This window comes from Spirobacillus cienkowskii (assembly GCF_037081835.1).
Taxonomy (GTDB): Bacteria; Bdellovibrionota_B; Oligoflexia; order Silvanigrellales; family Silvanigrellaceae; genus Silvanigrella; species Silvanigrella cienkowskii.
Map to the genome: position 1 here is coordinate 506068 of NZ_CP146516.1, position 21549 is coordinate 527616.

The 21549-nt window shown below is 27.6% G+C and carries 13 protein-coding genes; 8 read left to right on the plus strand and 5 right to left on the minus strand.

Going from position 1 to position 21549, the window contains the following annotated elements:
- Positions 1 to 44: 44 nt before the first annotated feature.
- Complete coding sequence (locus Spiro2_RS02245; RefSeq protein ID WP_338636748.1) at positions 45 to 1832, plus strand: FAD-binding oxidoreductase; 1788 nt, start codon at positions 45 to 47, stop codon at positions 1830 to 1832.
- On the opposite strand, the gene Spiro2_RS02250 is transcribed toward Spiro2_RS02245, so the two are convergent.
- Together Spiro2_RS02250 and Spiro2_RS02255 are read right to left on the minus strand one after the other, a co-directional pair.
- A complete protein-coding gene (locus Spiro2_RS02250) occupies positions 1722 to 2564 on the minus strand; it encodes an SDR family NAD(P)-dependent oxidoreductase (RefSeq protein WP_338636749.1) in 843 nt (280 codons plus the stop codon). The two genes, Spiro2_RS02245 and Spiro2_RS02250, sit on opposite strands and share 111 nt — an antisense overlap.
- The gene (locus Spiro2_RS02255) at positions 2524 to 3396 is read right to left on the minus strand and encodes a lysophospholipid acyltransferase family protein (RefSeq protein WP_338636750.1); all 873 of its coding nucleotides are present in this window, start codon (positions 3394 to 3396) and stop codon (positions 2524 to 2526) included. Before Spiro2_RS02255 ends, Spiro2_RS02250 begins: the two co-directional genes overlap by 41 nt.
- 176 nt (positions 3397 to 3572) lie before the next feature.
- Here Spiro2_RS02255 and Spiro2_RS02260 point away from each other — a divergent pair, with 176 nt between their 5' ends.
- Together Spiro2_RS02260 and Spiro2_RS02265 are read left to right on the plus strand one after the other, a co-directional pair.
- A complete protein-coding gene (locus tag Spiro2_RS02260) occupies positions 3573 to 4463 on the plus strand; it encodes a ParB/Srx family N-terminal domain-containing protein (RefSeq protein WP_338636751.1) in 891 nt (296 codons plus the stop codon).
- Between the two features lie 186 nt (positions 4464 to 4649).
- The gene (locus Spiro2_RS02265; protein ID WP_338636752.1) at positions 4650 to 6353 is read left to right on the plus strand and encodes a ParB-like protein; all 1704 of its coding nucleotides are present in this window, start codon (positions 4650 to 4652) and stop codon (positions 6351 to 6353) included.
- Between the two features lie 7 nt (positions 6354 to 6360).
- On the opposite strand, the gene Spiro2_RS02270 is transcribed toward Spiro2_RS02265, so the two are convergent.
- The gene (locus Spiro2_RS02270; protein ID WP_338636753.1) at positions 6361 to 7836 is read right to left on the minus strand and encodes an SDR family oxidoreductase; all 1476 of its coding nucleotides are present in this window, start codon (positions 7834 to 7836) and stop codon (positions 6361 to 6363) included.
- Between the two features lie 157 nt (positions 7837 to 7993).
- Entirely contained in the window at positions 7994 to 9010 is a 1017-nt protein-coding gene (locus tag Spiro2_RS02275; RefSeq protein ID WP_338636754.1) for a hypothetical protein, read from the minus strand.
- Between the two features lie 147 nt (positions 9011 to 9157).
- On the opposite strand from Spiro2_RS02275, the gene Spiro2_RS02280 reads away from it, so the two are divergent.
- From Spiro2_RS02280 to acs, 3 genes are read left to right on the plus strand one after another with little or no spacing between them, the layout of a single operon-like run.
- The gene (locus tag Spiro2_RS02280; protein WP_338636755.1) at positions 9158 to 9460 is read left to right on the plus strand and encodes a hypothetical protein; all 303 of its coding nucleotides are present in this window, start codon (positions 9158 to 9160) and stop codon (positions 9458 to 9460) included.
- Complete coding sequence (locus tag Spiro2_RS02285) at positions 9457 to 12723, plus strand: aminotransferase class I/II-fold pyridoxal phosphate-dependent enzyme (protein ID WP_338636756.1); 3267 nt, start codon at positions 9457 to 9459, stop codon at positions 12721 to 12723. The genes Spiro2_RS02280 and Spiro2_RS02285 overlap by 4 nt, the downstream gene beginning before the upstream one ends.
- Positions 12724 to 12762: 39 nt before the next feature.
- Positions 12763 to 14691, plus strand: coding sequence for an acetate--CoA ligase (gene acs / locus Spiro2_RS02290; protein ID WP_338636757.1), 1929 nt, complete (start codon positions 12763 to 12765; stop codon positions 14689 to 14691).
- Here the strand turns inward: acs and Spiro2_RS02295 are convergent.
- Positions 14688 to 15797 (minus strand): ATP-binding protein, encoded by a 1110-nt coding sequence (locus Spiro2_RS02295; RefSeq protein WP_338636758.1) that lies wholly within the window; start codon positions 15795 to 15797, stop codon positions 14688 to 14690. The two genes, acs and Spiro2_RS02295, sit on opposite strands and share 4 nt — an antisense overlap.
- Positions 15798 to 16197: 400 nt before the next feature.
- Between Spiro2_RS02295 and asnA the strand changes: the two genes are divergently transcribed.
- Together asnA and Spiro2_RS02305 are read left to right on the plus strand one after the other, a co-directional pair.
- Positions 16198 to 17205, plus strand: a complete 1008-nt coding sequence (asnA, locus tag Spiro2_RS02300) for an aspartate--ammonia ligase (protein ID WP_338636759.1) — start codon at positions 16198 to 16200, stop codon at positions 17203 to 17205.
- Positions 17206 to 17443: 238 nt separating this feature from the next.
- Positions 17444 to 21535, plus strand: a complete 4092-nt coding sequence (locus tag Spiro2_RS02305) for a hypothetical protein (protein WP_338636760.1) — start codon at positions 17444 to 17446, stop codon at positions 21533 to 21535.
- Positions 21536 to 21549: the final 14 nt, after the last annotated feature.

A 21549-nucleotide genomic window follows, 5' to 3' on the forward strand; every position in this document is an offset into this window, starting at 1 on the left:
TCTAGATTATTGTTATAACTTTAAAAATTTATGGAGACTTTACTATGATGAAATGGTGGGGTTGGGGAGATCCGCAAAAAACTTTTCCAATGCATGATAAACCAAATTTATGGAATTGGTTAAGTGAAATTTTAAATTTAACCAGTGATCAAAAAGTAACTGAAGTTGTTGCAAGATCTCAAGTCAATATGCCTTCTCCAAACATGAATGATGATTTTTTATTAGAAGTTTCAAGTCGACTTGAGAAAAATCAAATTTTTACAAATGATGATGAAAGACTATTGCATTCTTATGGAAAATCATACGCTGATTTATTTTATGCTCGCAAAGGGATTGTTAAAAGAGCACCTGACTTAATCATATACCCTAAAACACATGAAGAAGTTGAAATGATAATGAAGTCAGCACATTTTCACAATGTTTGCGTGATACCGTTTGGCGGAGGCACAAATATTGTAGGAGGTGTTGATCCAAGAGATCAAACGATAACAGCTAAAGGTGTGCGCACTATTGTTTCTTTAGATATGAAACATATGAACAAAGTACTTTCTGTTGATCCAAAATCTCACACAGCAGTAATTCAAGCAGGTGCAATTGGTCCAGATTTAGAAAACCAATTGCAGGAACAAGGTTGGTCTTTAGGGCATTTTCCAGATTCGTTTGAGTATTCTACCTTAGGTGGTTGGTTAGCAACGCGTTCAGCAGGAATGCAATCTGATGCTTATGGTAAAATTGAAGACATGCTTGTTTCTTTAAAAATGGTTGCTCCAGTTGGCACAATCGTGACAAGAACAGTTCCAACTTCAAGTGCCGGTCCAGATATAAATAAATGGGTTGTTGGATTGGAAGGTATTTTAGGAGTTATCACAGAAGCGACAATGCGAATTCATAAATTACCAGAAATTAAAGATTACAAAGGTTTTATATTTCCAAGTTTTGAAAAAGGTGTTGCGGCGATTCAAGAATGTTTAGATAAAAATTGGATTCCAAGTATGATACGTTTGCAAGATGCTGGAGAATCAAAATTAGCATTTAATATGAAATCACCTAAAACAGGAGTCGAAGCATTATTACAAAAACAAATAAAAAACTTCCTAACACTGACTGGGTATACAAGTCCATGCATTATGATTATAGGATTTGAAGGAGAACCGAAAAATACTAAAATAATTTCACAAGAAGTCCTTAAAATATTAAAAAAATATAGAGCATTTTCTTTAGGAAAAAATGTAAGTAAAACATGGTCAAAAGATAAATTTAATATCCCTTACCTTAGAGATTATGTGATGGATTATGGAATTATGGTTGATGTCGCTGAAACTGCAGCAACATGGTCTAAAATTTTACCAGTATATTATAAAACGATAGAAGAAATTAAAAACAAATTTCATGAAGAAAATGATGGGTATGGATATGTTGGTTGTCACATTTCTCATACTTATAAAACTGGAGCCTGTCTTTATTTTACCTATGCAACAAAGCAGATACCTGGTAATGAGATGGCGCAATATTATTCTTTTAAAAAACTCATTACGGACACATTTTTAAAAAATGGCGCAACATTAACGCATCATCATGCAGTGGGTTATGATCATTCTCCCTGGATGGAAACTGAGATATCAGCAACTGGAATAAAAGCGTTAAAAGCAGTAAAAGTATCTCTGGATCCTAAAAATATTTGCAACCCAAATAAACTACTCCCAGTGGAAGAAGAAATGCGTTTAGGTGTTTTTGGAATTGACGCCCCTGAAATGGTTCAGCAAAACAAGGCTAGAGCTAAAAAGAGAAGTGGGCACATGGGACGCAGCACTCACGAACAGCCTGTTGAGTAAACCAGGAACGGCTATTTTTTGTCCTTTCATGAGCGCTTTAAAACCAAATTTTGCGACTTCTTCAGCGCTCATTCCATTTTTAAAATTAATTTTTGCATGAATGTTAGAACGAGTCCGAAACTCAGTATTTGTGGTTCCTGGGCAAAGCGTTGTGACTTTTATACCGTATTTTTTATTTTCATGGCGTAATGAACTAGAAAATGAAAGTAAAAATGCTTTACATGCTCCATAAACAGATTGATATGGTACAGGGGTAAAAGAATAAACTGAGGCGACGTTAAGAATATAACCAAAATTCTTTTGAATCATAGAAGGTAAAACAATTTTAGTTAAAGCTAATGTAACATCAATTTGAATTCGTACCATATCAAGTTCTTTTTGAATATCTGTTTGTTTAAAACTGCCATGAACTCCAAAACCTGCATTGTTAATTAAAGCATCGATTGTGATTTGTTCAGTTAATAGAAAATTTTCAATTTCATTTATAGAGCTTAATTTTGTCAAATCTGCTGGTAGAACATAAACAGTTGAATTAAAATTTTCTTTAGCATAGTGGGCGAGATCCTGGAGTCTTTGCTGATCTCGAGCAACGGCAACAATATCAAATCCTTCTTGAATAAAAACTTTTGCAATTGCATAACCTATTCCGCTAGAAGCTCCGGTTATTAAAGCAACTTGCTTTTTTGATGTATTATGTGTTTTGTTCTCGTTGATTGATTTTAATAGATTCATAAATATTTATTGTCACCTCTTTTTTTAAACTGAAGTATTGATTTTCCTGCTGCTTAATTGCAGATGAAATTTGTTGAATTAAATCTGCATAGCCTTCTCGTCCTTGTAATGATGTTTTTGGTGATATAAGATCCATACTCATATAAAAGCGAGAATTTCTTGCAGGATAATTAGAATAAATTTCCTGTTTATCACCTCTTAAATAAATACACAAAACATTACAATTAGGAACTCCTTGCAAAATTTTTCCAACTCCATAAGTAAGTTTTTTAGACTCAAATTTACCGGTGCGGCTTCTTTTGCCTTCGGGAAATATAGTTATAATTTCTCCTTTAGAAAGTAAATTTTGGCAGATAGTTAAAATTTCATTATGATGAGAAGAATCGGCATCCCTATGAATAAAAATACATTTAGCAATAAATGCAATAATTCTATAACGTAATTTTTTTCCAAAAAAGTCTCCAGCGGGTAAATTCCACGAAAAATATCGAAAATTAAAAATATACCAGGTGGGGGGTGCGAGTGCCCAAATTATGAGACAGGAGTCAATAAAAGTTAAATGATTTGGACAGATTATTAATGGTTTATTTTGTTTTACAAGTTTTTTAAATTTTTTGCGAATAAATTTTACATTTTCAATTTTATAGTTTAGAATATATTTAAATATAAAAATAAGAGAATAGAAAAATGGAATTAAAACTATAAAACTAATAAATTTTTGAATTGCTAATCTTTTATTTGTATATTTTACAAAAATATTATTTTTTTCTAGCGTAGAATTTCTATTTATGAGAGCTTTAGAAGACAGATTATGACGACCACTATTTTGCATTATCTAACCTCCTATTTTTATTAGAATTTGATAATATTTGATTTTTAAGAATTGTAAATAATAATAACAATATTTTTTCAGTATGGATAATTCATACTGAAAAAATATTGAATGAGATTTTGATTGGTTTTGAGGAGTCAATAATTGATGTTATACTTTTAAAAAAGGGAATCTATATGTCTATTTTTTTGGGCAAATATTTTTGTTTAACAAACACTATTATATGTCTATTTCTTGTTTATTCATGTACGTCTGATGATTCTGTAAATTCAAATTCAAAAACCGCTTTGCGTTCTACTGTTACATGTGCAACAGGTGATTCTGAATCTGTTGAATACCCTGTTTGTTCTTATAATTTAAAAGAGGGAAAAGTTTGTTCAGTCACTTTAGAACAAATTCGCCCAGGGCAGTTTAATTATGGTGAAGAATATGTATACAAAATTGTAAAAAAATATCTTAAAAATATAAAAAAAAATCAAGAAATGTATTGTAAAAAACCACTTAATATTGTAATAGGACCTTCATTTAATCAAGGTTATTTTCTTACTGATGGACATCATAGAGCAAAGAGTATAGAAATTTTTAAAACTGAGCATAACATTGAATACTTATTATTATTTAAAATTGAAAGAAATTATTTTATTAACAATTATGTTAAAAATAATGAAGAATTTTGGAAAGATATGGAAAAAAACAATTATGTTTATCTTAAAGATAAGGGACAGTTAAGATCTGCAGAAGAGCTACCAAAAAAAATGAGTGAACTTACAAATGATCCTTTACGATCATTGTTAGCTTATGTTGCTGAAGATGGGCTAAAATTTTGTTTTAATACAAAGAGTCCAACTTATGGAAATTTTGCTGAGTTTAAATGGGCCGAATATTTTAGAAGATTTAACGAACTTAGTGAATATCATGATGGTAGCAATTACTGCGACTATAGACAAAAAATTATTAACCTTAAAAGTTTAGGTAATATCTGCAAACTACCTCAAGCAATAGATTTGCCTGGATTTTCATTAGAAAAAATTAGCGATAATAAAGAAAAAATAGTTAATTGTAATTAATTATTTAATTATGTTAAAAATTATAAAAAATCAGATAAAATATGTCTAATAATACATATTGAAGTTTGGAAAAATATATAATTCATTTAAAAATTCTTGATTTTATTAGATTATTGTGGTTTTGTTTTATCTCCTTCATATTCTGTTTGTAATTTTTGAGTATGGTAATAAAAGGAGATAAGTAGAATGCGTAATATTAAAATTAATTTTAATAAATTATCTATTTTAATTATACCACAATTTTTTTTTATTGGTTGCAAATCTACTTTTGCGAATATGATAAAAAATAATGATTATGTATATTGTAAAAAAAATAATGAAAAATTAGAAAAAAGCTATCCTAAATGTTCACAAATCACAGATGTAAATCAAATTTGTATTCTAAGTACTTCTGATTTAAGACCAACTCAATTTAACATTGGTCAAGAATATGTTAATACTTTATTTAAAAAAGTTACAAATAATCCTCAAAGAATAAAAAACTTATATTGCGATAAACCATTTGATATCGTGGTTGGTCCTGATTCAGAAAATGGTTTTTTTGTAATCGATGGACATCATCGTCTAATTTTAGCAAATGAATTGTATAAAAATAAAAACTATGAAATAAAACTTTTGTTTAAAGTAAAAAAGAATTATATGCTTGAAAAACCTAAAATAAGTAAAAAAGAATTTTGGATTGATATGAAAAATAATAATTTTGTTTACTTAAAAGATAAGGGTGAATCAAAAGATTTTAATGAATTGCCCACAACAATAAACAATCTTACAAATGATCCATATCGATCTTTGGTTGGTTTTATAGCTGATGATAGATCTAAATTTTGTTTTGATAAAAATTTAGAAAGTTTTTCAAATTACGCAGAATTTTATTGGGCAGATTATTTTAGAAAATTTAATGGCTTAATTAAGTATGAGGACTTTACATCTTATAAAGACTTTAAAAATAAAATAATTTATTTTAATATCAACAAAAATAATATAATAAAAAATATTTGCAAAATTAAATTAGCTTCAGATCTTCCTGGTTATACAAAACAGGATAACATAGAAGGAACTTTAGTTGTTGATGAATATACTAATATTCATCGTTCACCTAAGAATTTTCGATCATCTGAACAAATTTTAATGCATCAAGACCTAAATAAAATTGGTGTAGATAATTTGCATATCTCTGGTAGTGCTCAGTTTTCTAAGGAAGAATTGCGTTGGATTATTAATAATACTAAAAAAAATATCCTTGTAGTTGATTTAAGACAAGAGCCACATGGATTTATAAATAATTATCCAGTTACTTGGACAAATAATAATAATTGGATAAATATTGATCAATTAAAAAATAATATTTTAATTGACGAGGCGCATAGGCTTCGTGAACTCTATGATTTAAAATATATTCAAATCCCACGAGCTAAAGATTATAAAAATGATACAATTAATAAAAATGGTCTTATTCGATTTGATATAGTTTCTGCAGAACGTGAAGATCAAATAGTTAATGAATTGAAAGCTAAGTATTTTAGAATCACTGTTTCTGATCATAATAGACCATCTGACTCAGATGTCGACGAATTTTTAAAATTGGTAAAAAACTTAGATTCAAATACATGGATTCATTTTCATTGTAGGGGCGGTAAAGGTCGTACTACAACTTTTTTGTTAATGTTTGATATACTTAAAAATGCTAAAAGTGTTTCATATGATGATATATTAAAAAGGCAAACTAAAATTTTTCCAATATATATTTATCATAAAAAGAATGCAGGAAAATATAAAGAATTATACCGTGAAAGAGAGCAATTTATCAAAGAATTTTATTTATTTTCTAAAAATTATATCTCTCATTCAGATATAACATGGTCTCAATGGAAAAATATTAAAAAAAATTAGATTTAAATTAAAATTTATTTAATGTATTAAGTCTTGGTAAACACCATTGTTTAAGACCTGGTATATGTACGATTTTCCAATAATGATCCCATTCAATATTTTTTGGTGAGTATAGAAATTCTTCTTCAATAATTCTATGTTTTAATAAATTTTCAGATGTAAAGGTATAATTATAATCGTAAATAAATGGCTTATAGGCATTCATGATTAGATCAATTTTTTTGGTTTTTCTTCTAAATGAATCTAATAAACCATCAATGCCAGTTTGTGCAAAAAATTTTGTAGACTTTTTTTCTGTTTTTATTTTATTGTAAATTAAAGTGACTCTTCTTTCAAAATTTTTAATATTAGAACTCGATAGAAAATGTTTAGGAGTAATAAACATAGGTTTAGGATTTGGTAATATATAATGAACAAGTCCGTTTGAATTTTTATTCTTAAAATAATTAAAAATAAAATCTGTAGCGTGTTTTACGGATAATGGATTTATTGATGATGTAGAACATTGATAAATTTTAGAATGATTTTCTGTTAGTAACGCACTGGCAGCTATTGTTAATCCTTTTGCAACATAATCTACTGGAATAATATCAAGATTATGATTTGGTTTTGCTACAAGTAAACGATATGGTGAACTTAACATTTGGATAAAAGGAGCAGTGCCATTAAAGTCTTCATTCCAGCCAGGAAATGGGTATTTTTCTGCAGATTCAACGATGCTTGGTCTAAAAATGCAAAAACGAGAATCATTTAATTTTTCAGATAAAATTATTTCTCCTAGTGCTTTAGTATAAGTATAGGTATTTGGCCATCCTAGGCGTTCTGCGCGAAGAATTCCGAGGCTAGTTAATTCTTGATTAGTTGCATTTCTGTTCCTTGCTCCAAGGCATTCTTGCATTCCAAAGTTAAACTCTTCTTGAGCAGAAAATAAGGTACCATTAGGAGATTTTTGCGAAAGCGGTTTTTCTGAAACAATACCGTCTGCCACTCCTGCTACGTAACAGGTCGAAATGTGTAAAAGCTTTGCAGACGCAGATTTTAAAATAAAGTCACAAATATTATCCACACTTAATACATTGCTTTTTAGCATTTGATCAAGTGGAGCTATAAATCTCAAGTCTGCTGCAAAATTTAATACAATATCAACTTCGTTGAGAAGTGTTGTGTATTTTTCATTATCCATACAAAATTGATTATGGCATGCATCACCAGAAATAACTTCAAGTTTTTTTGAGTTAAATAAATTTGTACCATAGATATTACGAATATTATCAAATACAGGAGAGGTTAAATAAATTTTTTCAAATCTTGCAACGCCATCTATTTGCTTATTTGGTCTTACAAGTACAAAAATTTTTTTTACTGAAGGGACAAATTGCAAAATCATTGATAACCATACTTTACTAATGAAACCACTGCCTCCAACTACTAAAATTGTTTTATCTTGCAATATCGAGTTTACAGAGAAATTAGACAAAGACATAAACGCCATCCTTTCTTGCACATTTTTGCTGACCAATATTTGGTCTAGAGAATATTTTTTTAATTAAAAATAGAGCCACAATGAATTAAAGCAAATTAGCAAGTAATTAGGTTGGCATATTGCCATTGTTCTTTCAAGTAAGAAGCAAAAAATTAAATTAAAATTGCCAAGTACCAGCAAAATTTATGTAAGGTGACAGCCAGTGTTTTGCAGGAATATTGGCGTCAGAATTTCCAGATTGAATTGTGTTAATATAACTTGTTGAAATATCTATTCCTAAGCTTCCAAGAAGAGCAAAACGTCCTGATACCATTTGTTGTGAAGACTCATAAGACATTGATGCTGCCATTTTGATTCCAAAATTCTGTTCTATTTTTTGTAATGATAAATTATCATAATTAAATAATAGTTGATTTTGTGTATAAAAAGGCTCGAGCAAAGCATAAAGTCTAAGTGGTTGTGCAAAGCCAGTTTGTGAACTATTCCAGTTTGCAACTTCAAGATGAGCTGGTAATGATATTTGATAAATCGGATATTTTTGAGAAATTCTATAAAAGTAACTTGCTGTATCTGAAAATGTATTATGGTCTGCAGAGTTTAAACTTAATGATTGGCTATTATTTGTTTTAGACTTTCCTACAAAATATGCTTCAAAAGAAAGTCCTTGTAAGTAAATTGGTGTAATAAGCTGTGAATAATTAATTTTAGTTGTGATGCCTTGGTTAGAAATATCTAATGAATTGTAACTATAATTTAATTGACGGTAGCCAATTTGAGCATTCATATAAATTTTATTTTCAACGTCTCTCAGAACTTGAAAACCGCCAAAGGCATCAATAATATATAAAGAGCCGCCCAAAGCTTTAGAATCAAACGTTTTGCGGAAGGGAGCATAAATCATACTAAAGATATCTGATCCAACAACAATACCTCGAGTCAGCCCAAATACACATTGATCTGCGCTACATAAGATTTCTGCTTCTTCTGGATAGCTTGAAGGCAAGAGTTTTTGTGCTGCAAGTGAACGTGCTTCTGAATGGATAAAGGGGCTGAGTGATTCAGAAAAATTGCTATTATTCTTAAAGAAAGAATTTTCATTTTCGCTTGGGTACAAAGAAAAGTGAACGGTTGATAGTAAAACAGAAAGGCTACTTAAGGTGATTTTAAGATTCATAATATCCTCATGTTGTAGTTTTAAATATTTTGTTTAAAATTTTTAATGAGCAACTGCTCATTTCCAGGTGTTATACAGATATTTGGTTTATAACTCAAATACGTCTTACTTCTTCGTAATTAATAGAGCAGGGGGAATAAGAAATTTATGCTTTTTTCATTAGATAATTTAATGCACTTGAATTTGGCTAATATTGATATGATTAACTTTTTAATTTTATATTGGATATTATCAGGTATTTTGTCTCAGTTTTTATTAATGAAAATAGATAAATTTTTATTAAATAAAAATTATTATCATACAATTGAAACAATGATGTCTAGAAGAATTTTGTATTTTATTTTTGGTGGCGCTATTCTTCCTATGCTCATTTTAATTGTTCCAGCAATATTAATTTTATCTAGATTTTTTAAGTTAATTGAATCAAAACGTAATGGAAATAAAATATGAAATTGAATCATGAATCTGAAAAATATTTGTGGAATTTTGATTTGAGGAGTTTTTTGGATAGTTGTAAAATATCTAGTCAACAAACTTTTGAGAATTTAAAAAAAATTTTAAAATATTTAGAAGATCCAATTACTCGAGTTAAGGCTCGTTGTGCATTTACAGAAATATATCAATATTTTTTATCATTAGATACAAAAGAAGATATTATTAAAATTTATAACTTTACAATAGATAAATTGATTATAGATGGTAATGAATTGAGTCCAAATTCATTGTATATTTTGCAGCTCCCAAGTATTTTTTTTCCAGAAGATTGGTCTTTTACTTTTTACGAAGGGTTAGTTAGGTGCTCTGAATCAGAATTCCATCATCGAACAATCGCTGAACTTGGTTGCGGAAACGGTTGGATAAGTATAGCCTTAGCAAAAAAAACCGCCCCACTTCAAATATATGGATTAGACATCAATCCTAAAGCAATTATTTGTGCAAAAATAAATTTATTTTTAAATGCGTTAGATAATAAAGGAAATACGTTAATTGATTCTGAAGGTAAATCAATTTTAGATAGAGTGCAGTTTCACTATTCAGATTTATTAGAATACTGTTTAACACACAAAGTGAAACTTGATAAGGTTATTGGTTGTATTCCTCAAGTTCTTGCACCAGATTCTAGTGTAATTCCAAATATTGTGCCGCAAGATCTTACGGATGAATCGCTTTATGCTTTAAGTAATTATTGTGCAAAACAAGGATATATAGAAGATCAGTTTGGTTTAGGATTAATTGCTAGAGCTGTTGAAGAATCAATTGAACTCATGAAGTCGTCTGGTAAAATTATTTTAAATTTAGGCGGAAGACCAGGTAAAGCTGTACTTGAACGACTATTTACACGTCGGGGTTTTAAAACAAGTATAATTTGGCAAACCAAAATTCAACAAGCTGGAGATACAGAAATATTACCGTTGGTTGAAATAGAAAAAAATTCTTCTTATCGATTTGAGTTTTTTATGGGCTCCAATTCGCAAGAGTCAATTAGTGCAAGAACAGCTTATTTTTATACACAAAATTTTGGAAAAATTTTTCATTCATTACATGTGCTCGAAGCAGAAATGCGTGATTTCCATAAAATGAGAAAAATTTTAACCTTACTAAAAAAAGATAAATATTTTGCTGCTAGAAGTGGTTTAGATTTAACTTACGGAGATCAATCATTAGTAGACGAAAAAATGTCTTTTCTTGCTAAGCTTGCAGATAAGCTAAAAAATGATGGTGCTTTAAATTATGAAAATGTAAAAGGAGATTCTTCTTTTAGAAGACATATTGCAGAATATTTTAGAACATATTGGAGAGTACCAATTACAGCAAAATGTATTTCTATTGCTCCTTCAAGAAGTTCAATAATAAAAAATATTTTTTCGATCTATGATATAAAAAAGGCAATTGTTGAAAAAGATCTCTTTAAAGAATTACCAGAAAAATGGATTACAAATGATAACATTAATGAAAATCAAAATGTAAATGTAATTGAATCTCCAAAACAATGCGAACTTGTTTGCAAACTGATTGCAACGTTGCTTCCTGATTTAGTTGTTACAGGACTTAGTGATTTAGAGGTTAGAAATCAAGATGCTTTTATTCGTTTAATAGAAACAACAGAAAAATATAATTGTAGATTGGTTGTGGATTTTAGCAATGGTCTAGAGTTAACAAGTTTTCCAAAAGGAAACGGAATTTTTGATTTTTTATCTGAAAATGTATTGCCAAGTCATGTTACTTTAATATGTGGTTTTATTTATAATAAAATTTATTCTGATTTAGAAGTTGCATTTTTATATTCAGAAAATGAATCGTTTGTTTCTGCTTTAAGTAATTCATCAGAACTAACTTATAGTAGAACATCAGTTGTTTTACAAGAATATTATAATAATATATTGTTTGATTTATTAAGTTTTCATGTAAGAAATAGTAAAAGAGGTCTTGCAAGTGATTTAAGGTCGCCTGTATTAGAAAACTTACCATTTCAAGATAAATTTCCAGGTTTTTCTTTAAAGTGTAAAAATTCATTTGCTCATATTTCTATTAAAGATAGTCATCATAACGTTGATTCAAAGACAGTTAGACTTGATTATGGTGAAAACTGTTATCCTGTACCAGAATTTGTAAAAGCTTCTGTTTTTGAAGGATTTGTAAGACAAAATATTTCTAACTCAGAGTTATTACTTGAAAATGAGATACTAAAATTATTGTATAATCGTTTTGGAATTAATTCTATAGACGCAAATAAAATTGTTTTAGGAAATGGTATTTCATCTTTATTTGCTAGTGTCTGTGAGTTTTGTGCAGAAAAAAACTATTCTCTGTTATTGCCTGATGGGAGTTATGGTTTTTTTGAAGCGACTGCAATGTTTTATGGCTGTGAGTTAATTTCATTTAAAACTTATATAAAAGATGATTTTAAAATTTCAGCAGTAAATTTAGAAAAAACTCTTGCAAAAGAAACCAAGCCAGTCTGGATTTTTTTAAATGCTCCAATAGTTAATCCAACTGGAGCTAAGTATTCATTAGAAGAATGTGAACAAATTTTTCAAGTTGCCGAAAAATTTAAATCGTATGTAATAATTGATACTATTTTTTCTGAGTTAGAGTATCAAAAAGAAGAGTCTTGTTATAATGTACAAAGCTTAGTAAGCAATAAGTTTCCAAATTTAAAATTTCTTTTAATGGGAGGCTTATCAAAAGAGCTTTCAAGTGGAGGATTAAGAATAGGATTTGGTTATTCTGCTAGCTCAGAAATTTTGATGGCGTTAAGAAAAAATTATTCTCATCAATTACCAGTAACAATACGTTTTGCGGCGAGAAGGATTTTTGCTATTTTGAATAATAATGATTTTGAAGTGAGTCATCATTATCAACGTCAGAGTCAGTTTTTACAAGAAAGATCAAAAAAATTAAAATTGGTACTTTCTGAAACTGGATGGGAGGTACTCAAGTCTTATGGAGGGTTGTTTTTAATTGCAAAACCAACCTATATTTTAGGAAAAGCATTAAATATTTTAAGTGAAAAAGAGAATCATTTTGTTTATATTACGGAAAGTAATATTTGTGATATTTTGTACAAACAGTTTGGATTACTTATAAACGGTCCTCAATGGACAAGATTGCCTGGTTTTTGTAGATTTGTTTTGTCTGTTAGTGATCACGAATTTGAAAGCGCATTAGAGAAACTTAAATTATTTTGGAATAGTATAATAAAGGAGGCTTAATGGTAAAAAAAAAATTCTAAAGAAAATATTGATTCTCTATTGCATGAGAATAGAAAATTCAAACCATCTAAAGACTTTTCTAAAAGTTACATTATAAAAAGCATTTCTGAATACAAAAAAATTTACAATCAATCAATTAAAAATCCAAAATCATTTTGGGAAAAAATGGCTTTAAAAAATTTAGAATTTTTTAAAAAATGGCGAACGGTTTTTAAATGGAAAGATTATCGAGCAGAATGGTTTTCTGGTTCTGCTTTAAATGTTTCTTATAATTGTTTAGATAGGCATTTATCTTCTTCAAAAAAAAATAAAGCAGCTTTAATTTGGGAAGGTGAGCCTGGTGATACGAGAACCATAACTTATCAGCAATTGTATAATTTAGTTTGTCAATGCGCAAATATTCTTAAAAATTTAGGCTTAAAACCAGGAGATAAAGCCGCTATTTATATGCCGCTGCTTCCCGAAGCAATTGTTGCAATGTTGGCATGTAGCCGTTTAGGAATTACGCATACTGTCATATTTGGAGGGTTTAGTAGTAATTCTCTTAGAGACCGAATTCAAGATTCTGGGTGTAAAGTTTTATTTACTGCAGATGGAGTTTTTCGCAAAGGCTCTATAGTGAAGATGAAAGATATTGCTGATGATGCTTGTTTAGAAACACCCACAATTAAAAATATAATTGTATTAAATAGAACAAATGAAAAAGTAAATATGAAGTCTGGTAGAGATCTGTGGTGGCATCAATCCGTTGCGCTTCAATCAACAGAATGCCCGCCAGAACGGCTTGATGCAGAACATCCATTATTTATTTTATATACAAGTGGTACAACAGGAAAGCCTAAAGGAGTTTTGCATACAACGGCTGGTTATTTATTAGGTGCGACTGTTACTACAAAATATTTATTTGATTTAAATGACTCTGATGTTTACTGGTGTACAGCAGATATCGGTTGGATTACTGGACATACTTATGTTGTATATGGTCCATTAAGTAATGGCGCCACTGTTTTTATTTATGAAGGTTCTCTTTCATATCCTGATAATGATCGTGTTTGGAAGATTATTGCAAATAATAAAATTTCAGTTCTCTATACCGCTCCTACCGCAATTCGCTCATTTATTAGATTGGGAAATGACGGGCCAAGTAAACATGATTTATCAAATCTTAGGTTATTAGGTTCTGTAGGCGAGCCCATTAATCCTGAAGCCTGGATGTGGTATCACGAGGTTATTGGCAAAAAACAATGTCCAATTGTTGATACATGGTGGCAAACAGAAACAGGTGCAGCAATGATTGCTCCTTTTCCTGGAGTTACAGTAACAAAACCAGGTAGTGCGACATTTCCTTTTTTTGGTATTGAACCAATTATTCTTAGCAAAGATGGAAAGCCAGTAAAAAAAGCAGAAGGCGGGTTATTATGCATTAAAAATCCGTGGCCCTATATGGCACGGACTATTTATGGAGATCATGAGCGATATAAGCAAACATATTGGAAACAGATTGAAGGATATTATTTTACTGGAGATGGCGCCCATCAAGATAAAGATGGGTATTTTTGGATAATGGGGCGTGTTGACGATGTTATCAATGTCAGTGGGCATCGATTAGGAACTATGGAAATTGAAAGCGCTGCTGTTCAGCATCCTTTAATCGCTGAGTGTGCTGTAGTTGGCAGACCTGATGATTTAAAAGGGCAAGCAATTGTTGCTTTTGTTACTTTAAAAAAATCAATTGAGCCAAGTAAATTACTTAAAAATGATATTTCAAATTTTATTGCAAAAGAAATTGGAAGTATTGCAAGGCCAGATGAAATAAAATTTGCAGAAATATTGCCTAAAACAAGAAGTGGTAAAATTATGAGAAGATTATTAAGAGAGCTCGCCACAACTGGTTCTATTAAAGGCGATGTAACAACTTTAGAGGATTATTCTGTAATAGAAAAATTATCAGGTAAAGATGATGACTAATTTTTTATAGCATTAAATTTTAAAATAAATTTAGTATTATCTGATTCATCATCATATTCAATCTCTCCATTATGAATTTCCATAAATTTTTTACAAATACTAAGACCTAATCCTAGTCCATTATTTCTTTTTTTATTTGTATAAAAGGGCTTCATTAAATGAGGAATTATTTCTTTAGAAATACCTTTTCCAGCATCAGTAAAGCTAATTCTAATTAAATTATCAGATTTTTTTACATCAATTTTTAGCCATTTGTGTTTTGCATCATTTTTAGCAACTGCATCACAAGCGTTTTTAATTAAATTAATAAATATTTGAATTATTTGTTCTGGGTAACAACGAAGTTCAACATTTTCGTTACAAGTTGTATATACTTTAATTTCATTAATTTTAATAATATCCTGCATCAAGTCAAGAGAGCTGTTTATAATACTAATTATTTTTACATTTTCCATATCAGCTTGCTTGTTTACTGGGTATGCAAGCATTTTAATGCTTTTAATTATTTTAGCAATCATAAGACTATGAGTATATATTTTTTCGAATATTTTATGATCATTTAATAATTTTTCATTATTTGGTTGGTTTGATATTTCATTTTCTATATTTTTCTTCATTAAATATGATGAAGAAGAAATAAATGAAATATGATTATTTATATTATGAATAATTCCTGGAGTTAATTCTGATATCAGTTCTAATTGTTCTTTAGATAGTTCAAAATTTTCAGGGATATTAAGATTTTTTATATTATTATCTTTTTCAAAGAGGTATTTTTTGGTTGCATCTAAAATATCATTAATTTTAACTGGTTTGCTGAATTGTTCATTGACATCAAGATTATCAAGAGTTTCAATAGACCCAGATATGCTAAAAATAACAGGTTTGTAATTTTCTATATCTTTTAGCTCTTCTATAAATTTAATGCCATTCACAACTGGTAAGTTAATGTCTGTAATAATTACATCGGGAGCATTTTTTTTGCAGATTGCAAGTGCGTCTTGCCCATTATGTGCTGTAAGAGTTTTGTAGCCTTCTCTTTCATATCTTAAAGATAGAAGCTTACATATCATAGGTTCATCGTCAACAATTAGAACTGAAGGCATAATACCTCTAAGTATACTTAAAATTAATAAAATTTTAATACTAATTAATATCGGAATATTTCTAAAAATTTTAATAATTTTTTAAAAATCACATAATAATTTGATATTTAAGTAATTTTTTTTAAGCTTGATTGACTTAAATTTGGTTGTAGATTAAGGTTTTCTGAGAAACTGCTAGAGGCAAGCTCTAAGTAAAGGTGTAATGTTATGATATCTAAGGTTTTTTTTGTTTTGATAAATATCGGTTGTAGTATACAATTAAAGCTCTTTATATCTTCTAAATTAAATAATTTTAATCTCAACTATAATTAATTTTTTCGTAAAAAATAAATATTTTTTATTAATAAATTTTAATTTATTAATTTTTAATATTAAAAATTTAATTAAAAGGATAACTTTAATGTCTTATTTATGTTGTTTTCAGTCAGAAATAAGCGCTGATTTAAGTGTGGATCTCAAAAAAACGGAAAAACAGGCAGAATTTATAAAAAATTACTTTTCAGAATGCTTAGAAAAAAAATTAAACTTAATGAAAATATCTTCTCCCTTATTTGTAGAATCAGGTATTGGGATTAATGATGATTTAACTGGAATTGAGCCACCTGTAAAGTTTCAAATCCCAGCTTTATCAACAAAAAAAACAGTGGAAATTGTTCAGTCTTTAGCTAAATGGAAGAGGCTGATGTTAAAAAGATACGATTTTAAAATTGGAGAGGGTTTGTATACCGATATGAGGGCAATCAGACCCTGCGATAAAATTGATGCAACGCATTCAGCATATGTAGACCAATGGGACTGGGAAATTTGTATTGATGAGGAGCATAGAAATATCGATTATCTTAAAAAAATTGTTAATGATATTTATGATTCTATTAAGTTAACAGAGTTAAAACTTTGTAACAAGTTTTCAGAAATTAAGGCAAAGCTTCCTGAAAAAATTACTTTTATTCATTCTGAAGAATTGTTAGGGATGTATCCAAATTTAAGCCCAATAGAAAGGGAAAGAGAAATTTGTAAGATTCATGGAGCTGTTTTTTTAATTGGAATTGGAGCGCCTCTGTCTAATGGAAAACCCCATGGAACAAGAGCTCCAGATTATGATGATTGGTCAACGCCTTCTGAATTTGATTTTAAAGGTTTAAATGGAGATATTTTATTGTGGAATTCAAAATTAGAATGTGCATTTGAATTGTCGTCAATGGGGATTCGTGTTAATGCAGAAGCACTGCAGAAGCAGTTACAATTAACACGTCAACAAATTCGCAGTGTGCTATATTTTCATACTGAATTGTTAAGTGAACGTTTGCCGAGCGCAATTGGTGGAGGAATAGGTCAATCCCGATTGGTAATGTTATTATTAGATAAATTACATATATCTGAAGTACAGGCATCAGTTTTTAAACTGTGACTGGATTTTTCTTATTAATTTGGTTTCAATCTAATTAATTTTTAGAAATTTTTCTTGTAAAAATAAAGAATAAATTATTATATTATAGTTAACTACTAAATATTTTAGTAGTTAACTTTTTAATGTTACTCTAAAATATTTAATTTAAATTAATTTATTATATTTAGTATTGTAAAAATTATCATGAGGGGTTTTATAAATAAATAAAATGAACAAAACTCAAGTAAAAAGATACCTTTTGAAGTATAGAAATTCATTAGAAGGTTATGCGTTAAAAAATAAATTAATTTTTGATAATTTAAATATTATTGAGAATGAAAATTCTTTATTTTTATCTATTAGAGATACACTTGAGTCAGGATTTTTTGATAATAATAACTTATCTACTTCTTCTTTTGTTTGGAGTTCAAAAGAGTTTGAAAAAATATTTTATTCAAAATCAATGAATCTCAATCAATTTTTATTGTTTAATAAAAATAATGACTTCCTTAACTGTCATACATTTAAGATGTTAGAAAAATTAAATTATATTAGTGATAATTATGAGCGTGAATTTGATACTAATTGCTTATATTTATTAGGACCATTTTTAACATGGCATGGAAATTTTGGTGAATCTAGTATCCCGATTTTTAAAATTCCAGTATCATTAATTAAAGATGATGGTCAAAATTTTAAATTAATTTTTACAAAAAGACTTCTAAGGTTTAATGAAACTTTATTATTTCATTTAAGAAATTTTTTTAATATTAATATTGAAATTGAAAAAGAATTTTTATCTCCAAAATATGCGTTACATTATTTATGCGAACTGCTTAGAAAAAATAATATTGATTGCCAGTATTTAAGATATAAATATGAAACTAAAGATTATAATTCCAATTTTAATCAGTTTTTAATTTATGATTTTATGAATATAAGTGTTTTAGATGCTGATAATTATCAATTATATTCTGACTATAAAAAAATTATTGGAGATAGTTGTGATAATAATTTAATATATAATGCTGTTGCAAAAAAAATTATAAAAAAAGAAGATGGCGAATTTAACTATGATAATATAAGAAAAAGTAGTCAGTTATTTCCTTTATATTTTGACTCAGATCTTAGTAGTTTAATTAAAAAATTAACAAAAGAAGATTCTATTATTGCTAAATTCCCCGCGGGCAGTGAGAAAATTAGTATTATTACAAATTTAATTATTAAGTATTTAAGTAATTATAAAAAAATTCTTTTTATTTCAAATAATAATAAATTTATAAAAAATATTTATTCAAAAATCTCTGAAATGAAGTTAAATAATAATATTTTAGTATCATCAGATAATATTCAATGTTTTTCTGATATTATGAAGCAGTTTGAAAAAAAGTACATAGTAGAAGATAATCTTAATTTTAATGAAGATTATTTGTATAATAAAACTTACGAAATAGATAAAGAAATATTTCATTATAAGAAATATTTTAGGATATTAAATAAAAATCATGAAAAAAGTGGTTTAAAAAATATTGAAGTTATTAATAAAGCATTTTATGCGCAAAATGAATTGTATGATCAAAATATATACAAAAAATTAGGAAATATAAAATGGAGTGTGCTTTCAGGTCTGTTGCTTGATATTGATGATATTCAGTATTTTTATAACAAGCTTGATAATAACTTAGATAGTCCATGGTTATTCAAGCAATTTGATATTTCAAAAAAGGCCGAAGTTTATGATAGTCTGGTAAGTATTTATAATACTATAATTAACACAAAAAATATTATATTTAATTTAAATGAAGAACTTAATAATTTAATAAAAGATGAAAAATCTAAGGATATTATTGAAAATTATTATGATCTCGTTATTAATGGAACTAGATTTTTTGATATTTCATATGAATATAAAAAATTATGGGAAGATGATACAAATATTTTTAAATATTTACAATTTATTATAGAAAAATTAGAAGATTTTATTAATAGCGCAAAAGAGTGGAACAATATTTTTAATCAAATAAAAGATGAAGTTTGTTATAATAGTATAGATAATTTAGAAGAAATTTTTTCTCAAGAAAAAAATATCTTAAAGTTTTTTTCTGTAAAGCATTGGAAAAATAAGAATATATTAAAAAAAATCTGTAGTAATTGTGAAAGTTTTGAAACTTTTTTAAATACTTATAAAGTTTATGAGTTTAAAAAAGAAAATATTATTGAGATTTTTAATAAATTAAATTTTAGTTTTTATTTTGATAGCAATGATATAAATGCATTTACGCAATATTGTAATAATGTATTAACAAATTTAAAAAATATATACGAGATTTTTCAAAATCTTGCAATAGTTTTGAGTGACAAGCATTATCTAGAAATTACAAGTTCATATTATGGCTATAAGAATGTTACATCAACTATTAAAGAAATTTACGATATAAAATGCAAAATAGAAAAAATGAATCAGTTGATTAATTGTGAATGGGAAAAAATATCTTTATTTATAGATGAAAAACAAATTAGTGCTAGCAATACAGATGAAAAAATTAACTTTATCAAGATTTTGATTGAAAAGTATGATGATATTGATTTTATACATCAATATAATAAAATTATTTTTAGTATAAAAAATAAATGTTTTCTATTTGATTTAGATTTAGATGTGATTAAGTTATTACTCAATTATAACGGCAAATGGAAAGATATTGTTTTTTCAAGCGTAACAATTGGTTGGTTAAAAGAAATATATGAGAATTTTCCTGATATCAAGATTTATGGTAAAAATTTGATAAGTAATTCTACTTGTGTTATTAAAAATAATGAAGAAGAATTATATCAATTTATACTAGATTATTATCAATATAAATTTAATGAATACTCTCAAAAAATTAGTGATAACTGTTTAAACAATAAATTTGAAAACATGTTTTCTTCATTTGACTTTTCACCTTCAGTTTCTAGTATCACCTCCGAAGAAATGGAGTTACTCCTGCAAATTAAACCATGTTGGTTTGTAAATTTAAATGATGTGAGTAAGGTTGTTCCACTTATAGAGGGAATGTTTGACTTAGTAATTTTAGATGTAGTAAAACCATCAGGTTTAAATAAAATTATTCCATGCATCTATAGAGCAAAAAAAGTTTTACTTACGTGTCATGAATTTGAAAACTTTAATGCAACAAATGAGTATGAAAAAAATTTTATTGAAAATTCTTCTTCAGTATTTTTTAAATGGGTAAATTCTGATTATAATGAGTCACTTATAACTTTTGCAAATTATGCTTTTTACGATTTTAAACTTTTTGTTCCACCAAAGCCTTCTTTGTATTTTATTGAGAACGATTTACATTTAATAGAAATAACTTCCGATCGAAATGAATTGGATGAACTTGCTAAATATTTTTTTAATATGATTATTCATTATCCAAATCAGTCATACGCTGTAATTACAAGTTGCGCAGAAAGAACATTTTTATTTATAAAACTTATAAAAAATATTATTGCATCAAATCCTAGCTTTTCTTGGATATTGGAAAGAATTAATTGTAAAAATGATAATTATAAAAATAAATGTATTATAGTTAAAAGTATTGATGATTTATATTTAGAAAAATTTGATGTTATATTATTATCGTTAGGAAATAATGATAATACATGTAAATCAACTAGATTTGATAATTTAAAAATATTTAATACAAATAATTCGGCTAAATATATTCATAAAATTATTGCTAGTGTAAAGAAAAGAATGATTTTATTTACTTCTGTAAATATTGATGCAATCGATACAAGCGAGAAAGCGTTTTTATTAAATTCGGATCAATGTATTTGTGGACGATTTTTAAAATATTTTAAATTTTTATCGCTAGGACAAGTAGAAGAATCAATCAATATTCTTAAGTCTTTTAAAAGAGATAAAAATATTAGTTTAAATAAACAGAATGAATTTGCTTTGTTTGTAAAACATAAGTTAGAAGACTTGGGTTATAAGGTATCTGAAATGGTTGGGTTGAATAACATTTATATGGATCTTGCGATCAGGCATCCATTGTACCCTGAGAAGTATATACTTGGTATTGAATGCGATAATGGAATACTTCATTCGAGCTTAAATGTAATGGATTATATTAATATTAGATCAAATTTACTGACAAAAGTCGGTTGGTATATTGAAAAAATTTATTGTCTTGACTGGCTAAAAAATTCTGAAAAAGAAATTGATAGGATTGATGGTATAATTAAAAAGATAATTTTAAAAGAGTTGATTGAAACTTCAGAGAAGCTTGATTTAGAACACATTCAAGAAGAGAATAATACAACTACAAGTATAAACGATTTGCAGTTATATTTATAAAATATTATATTTTT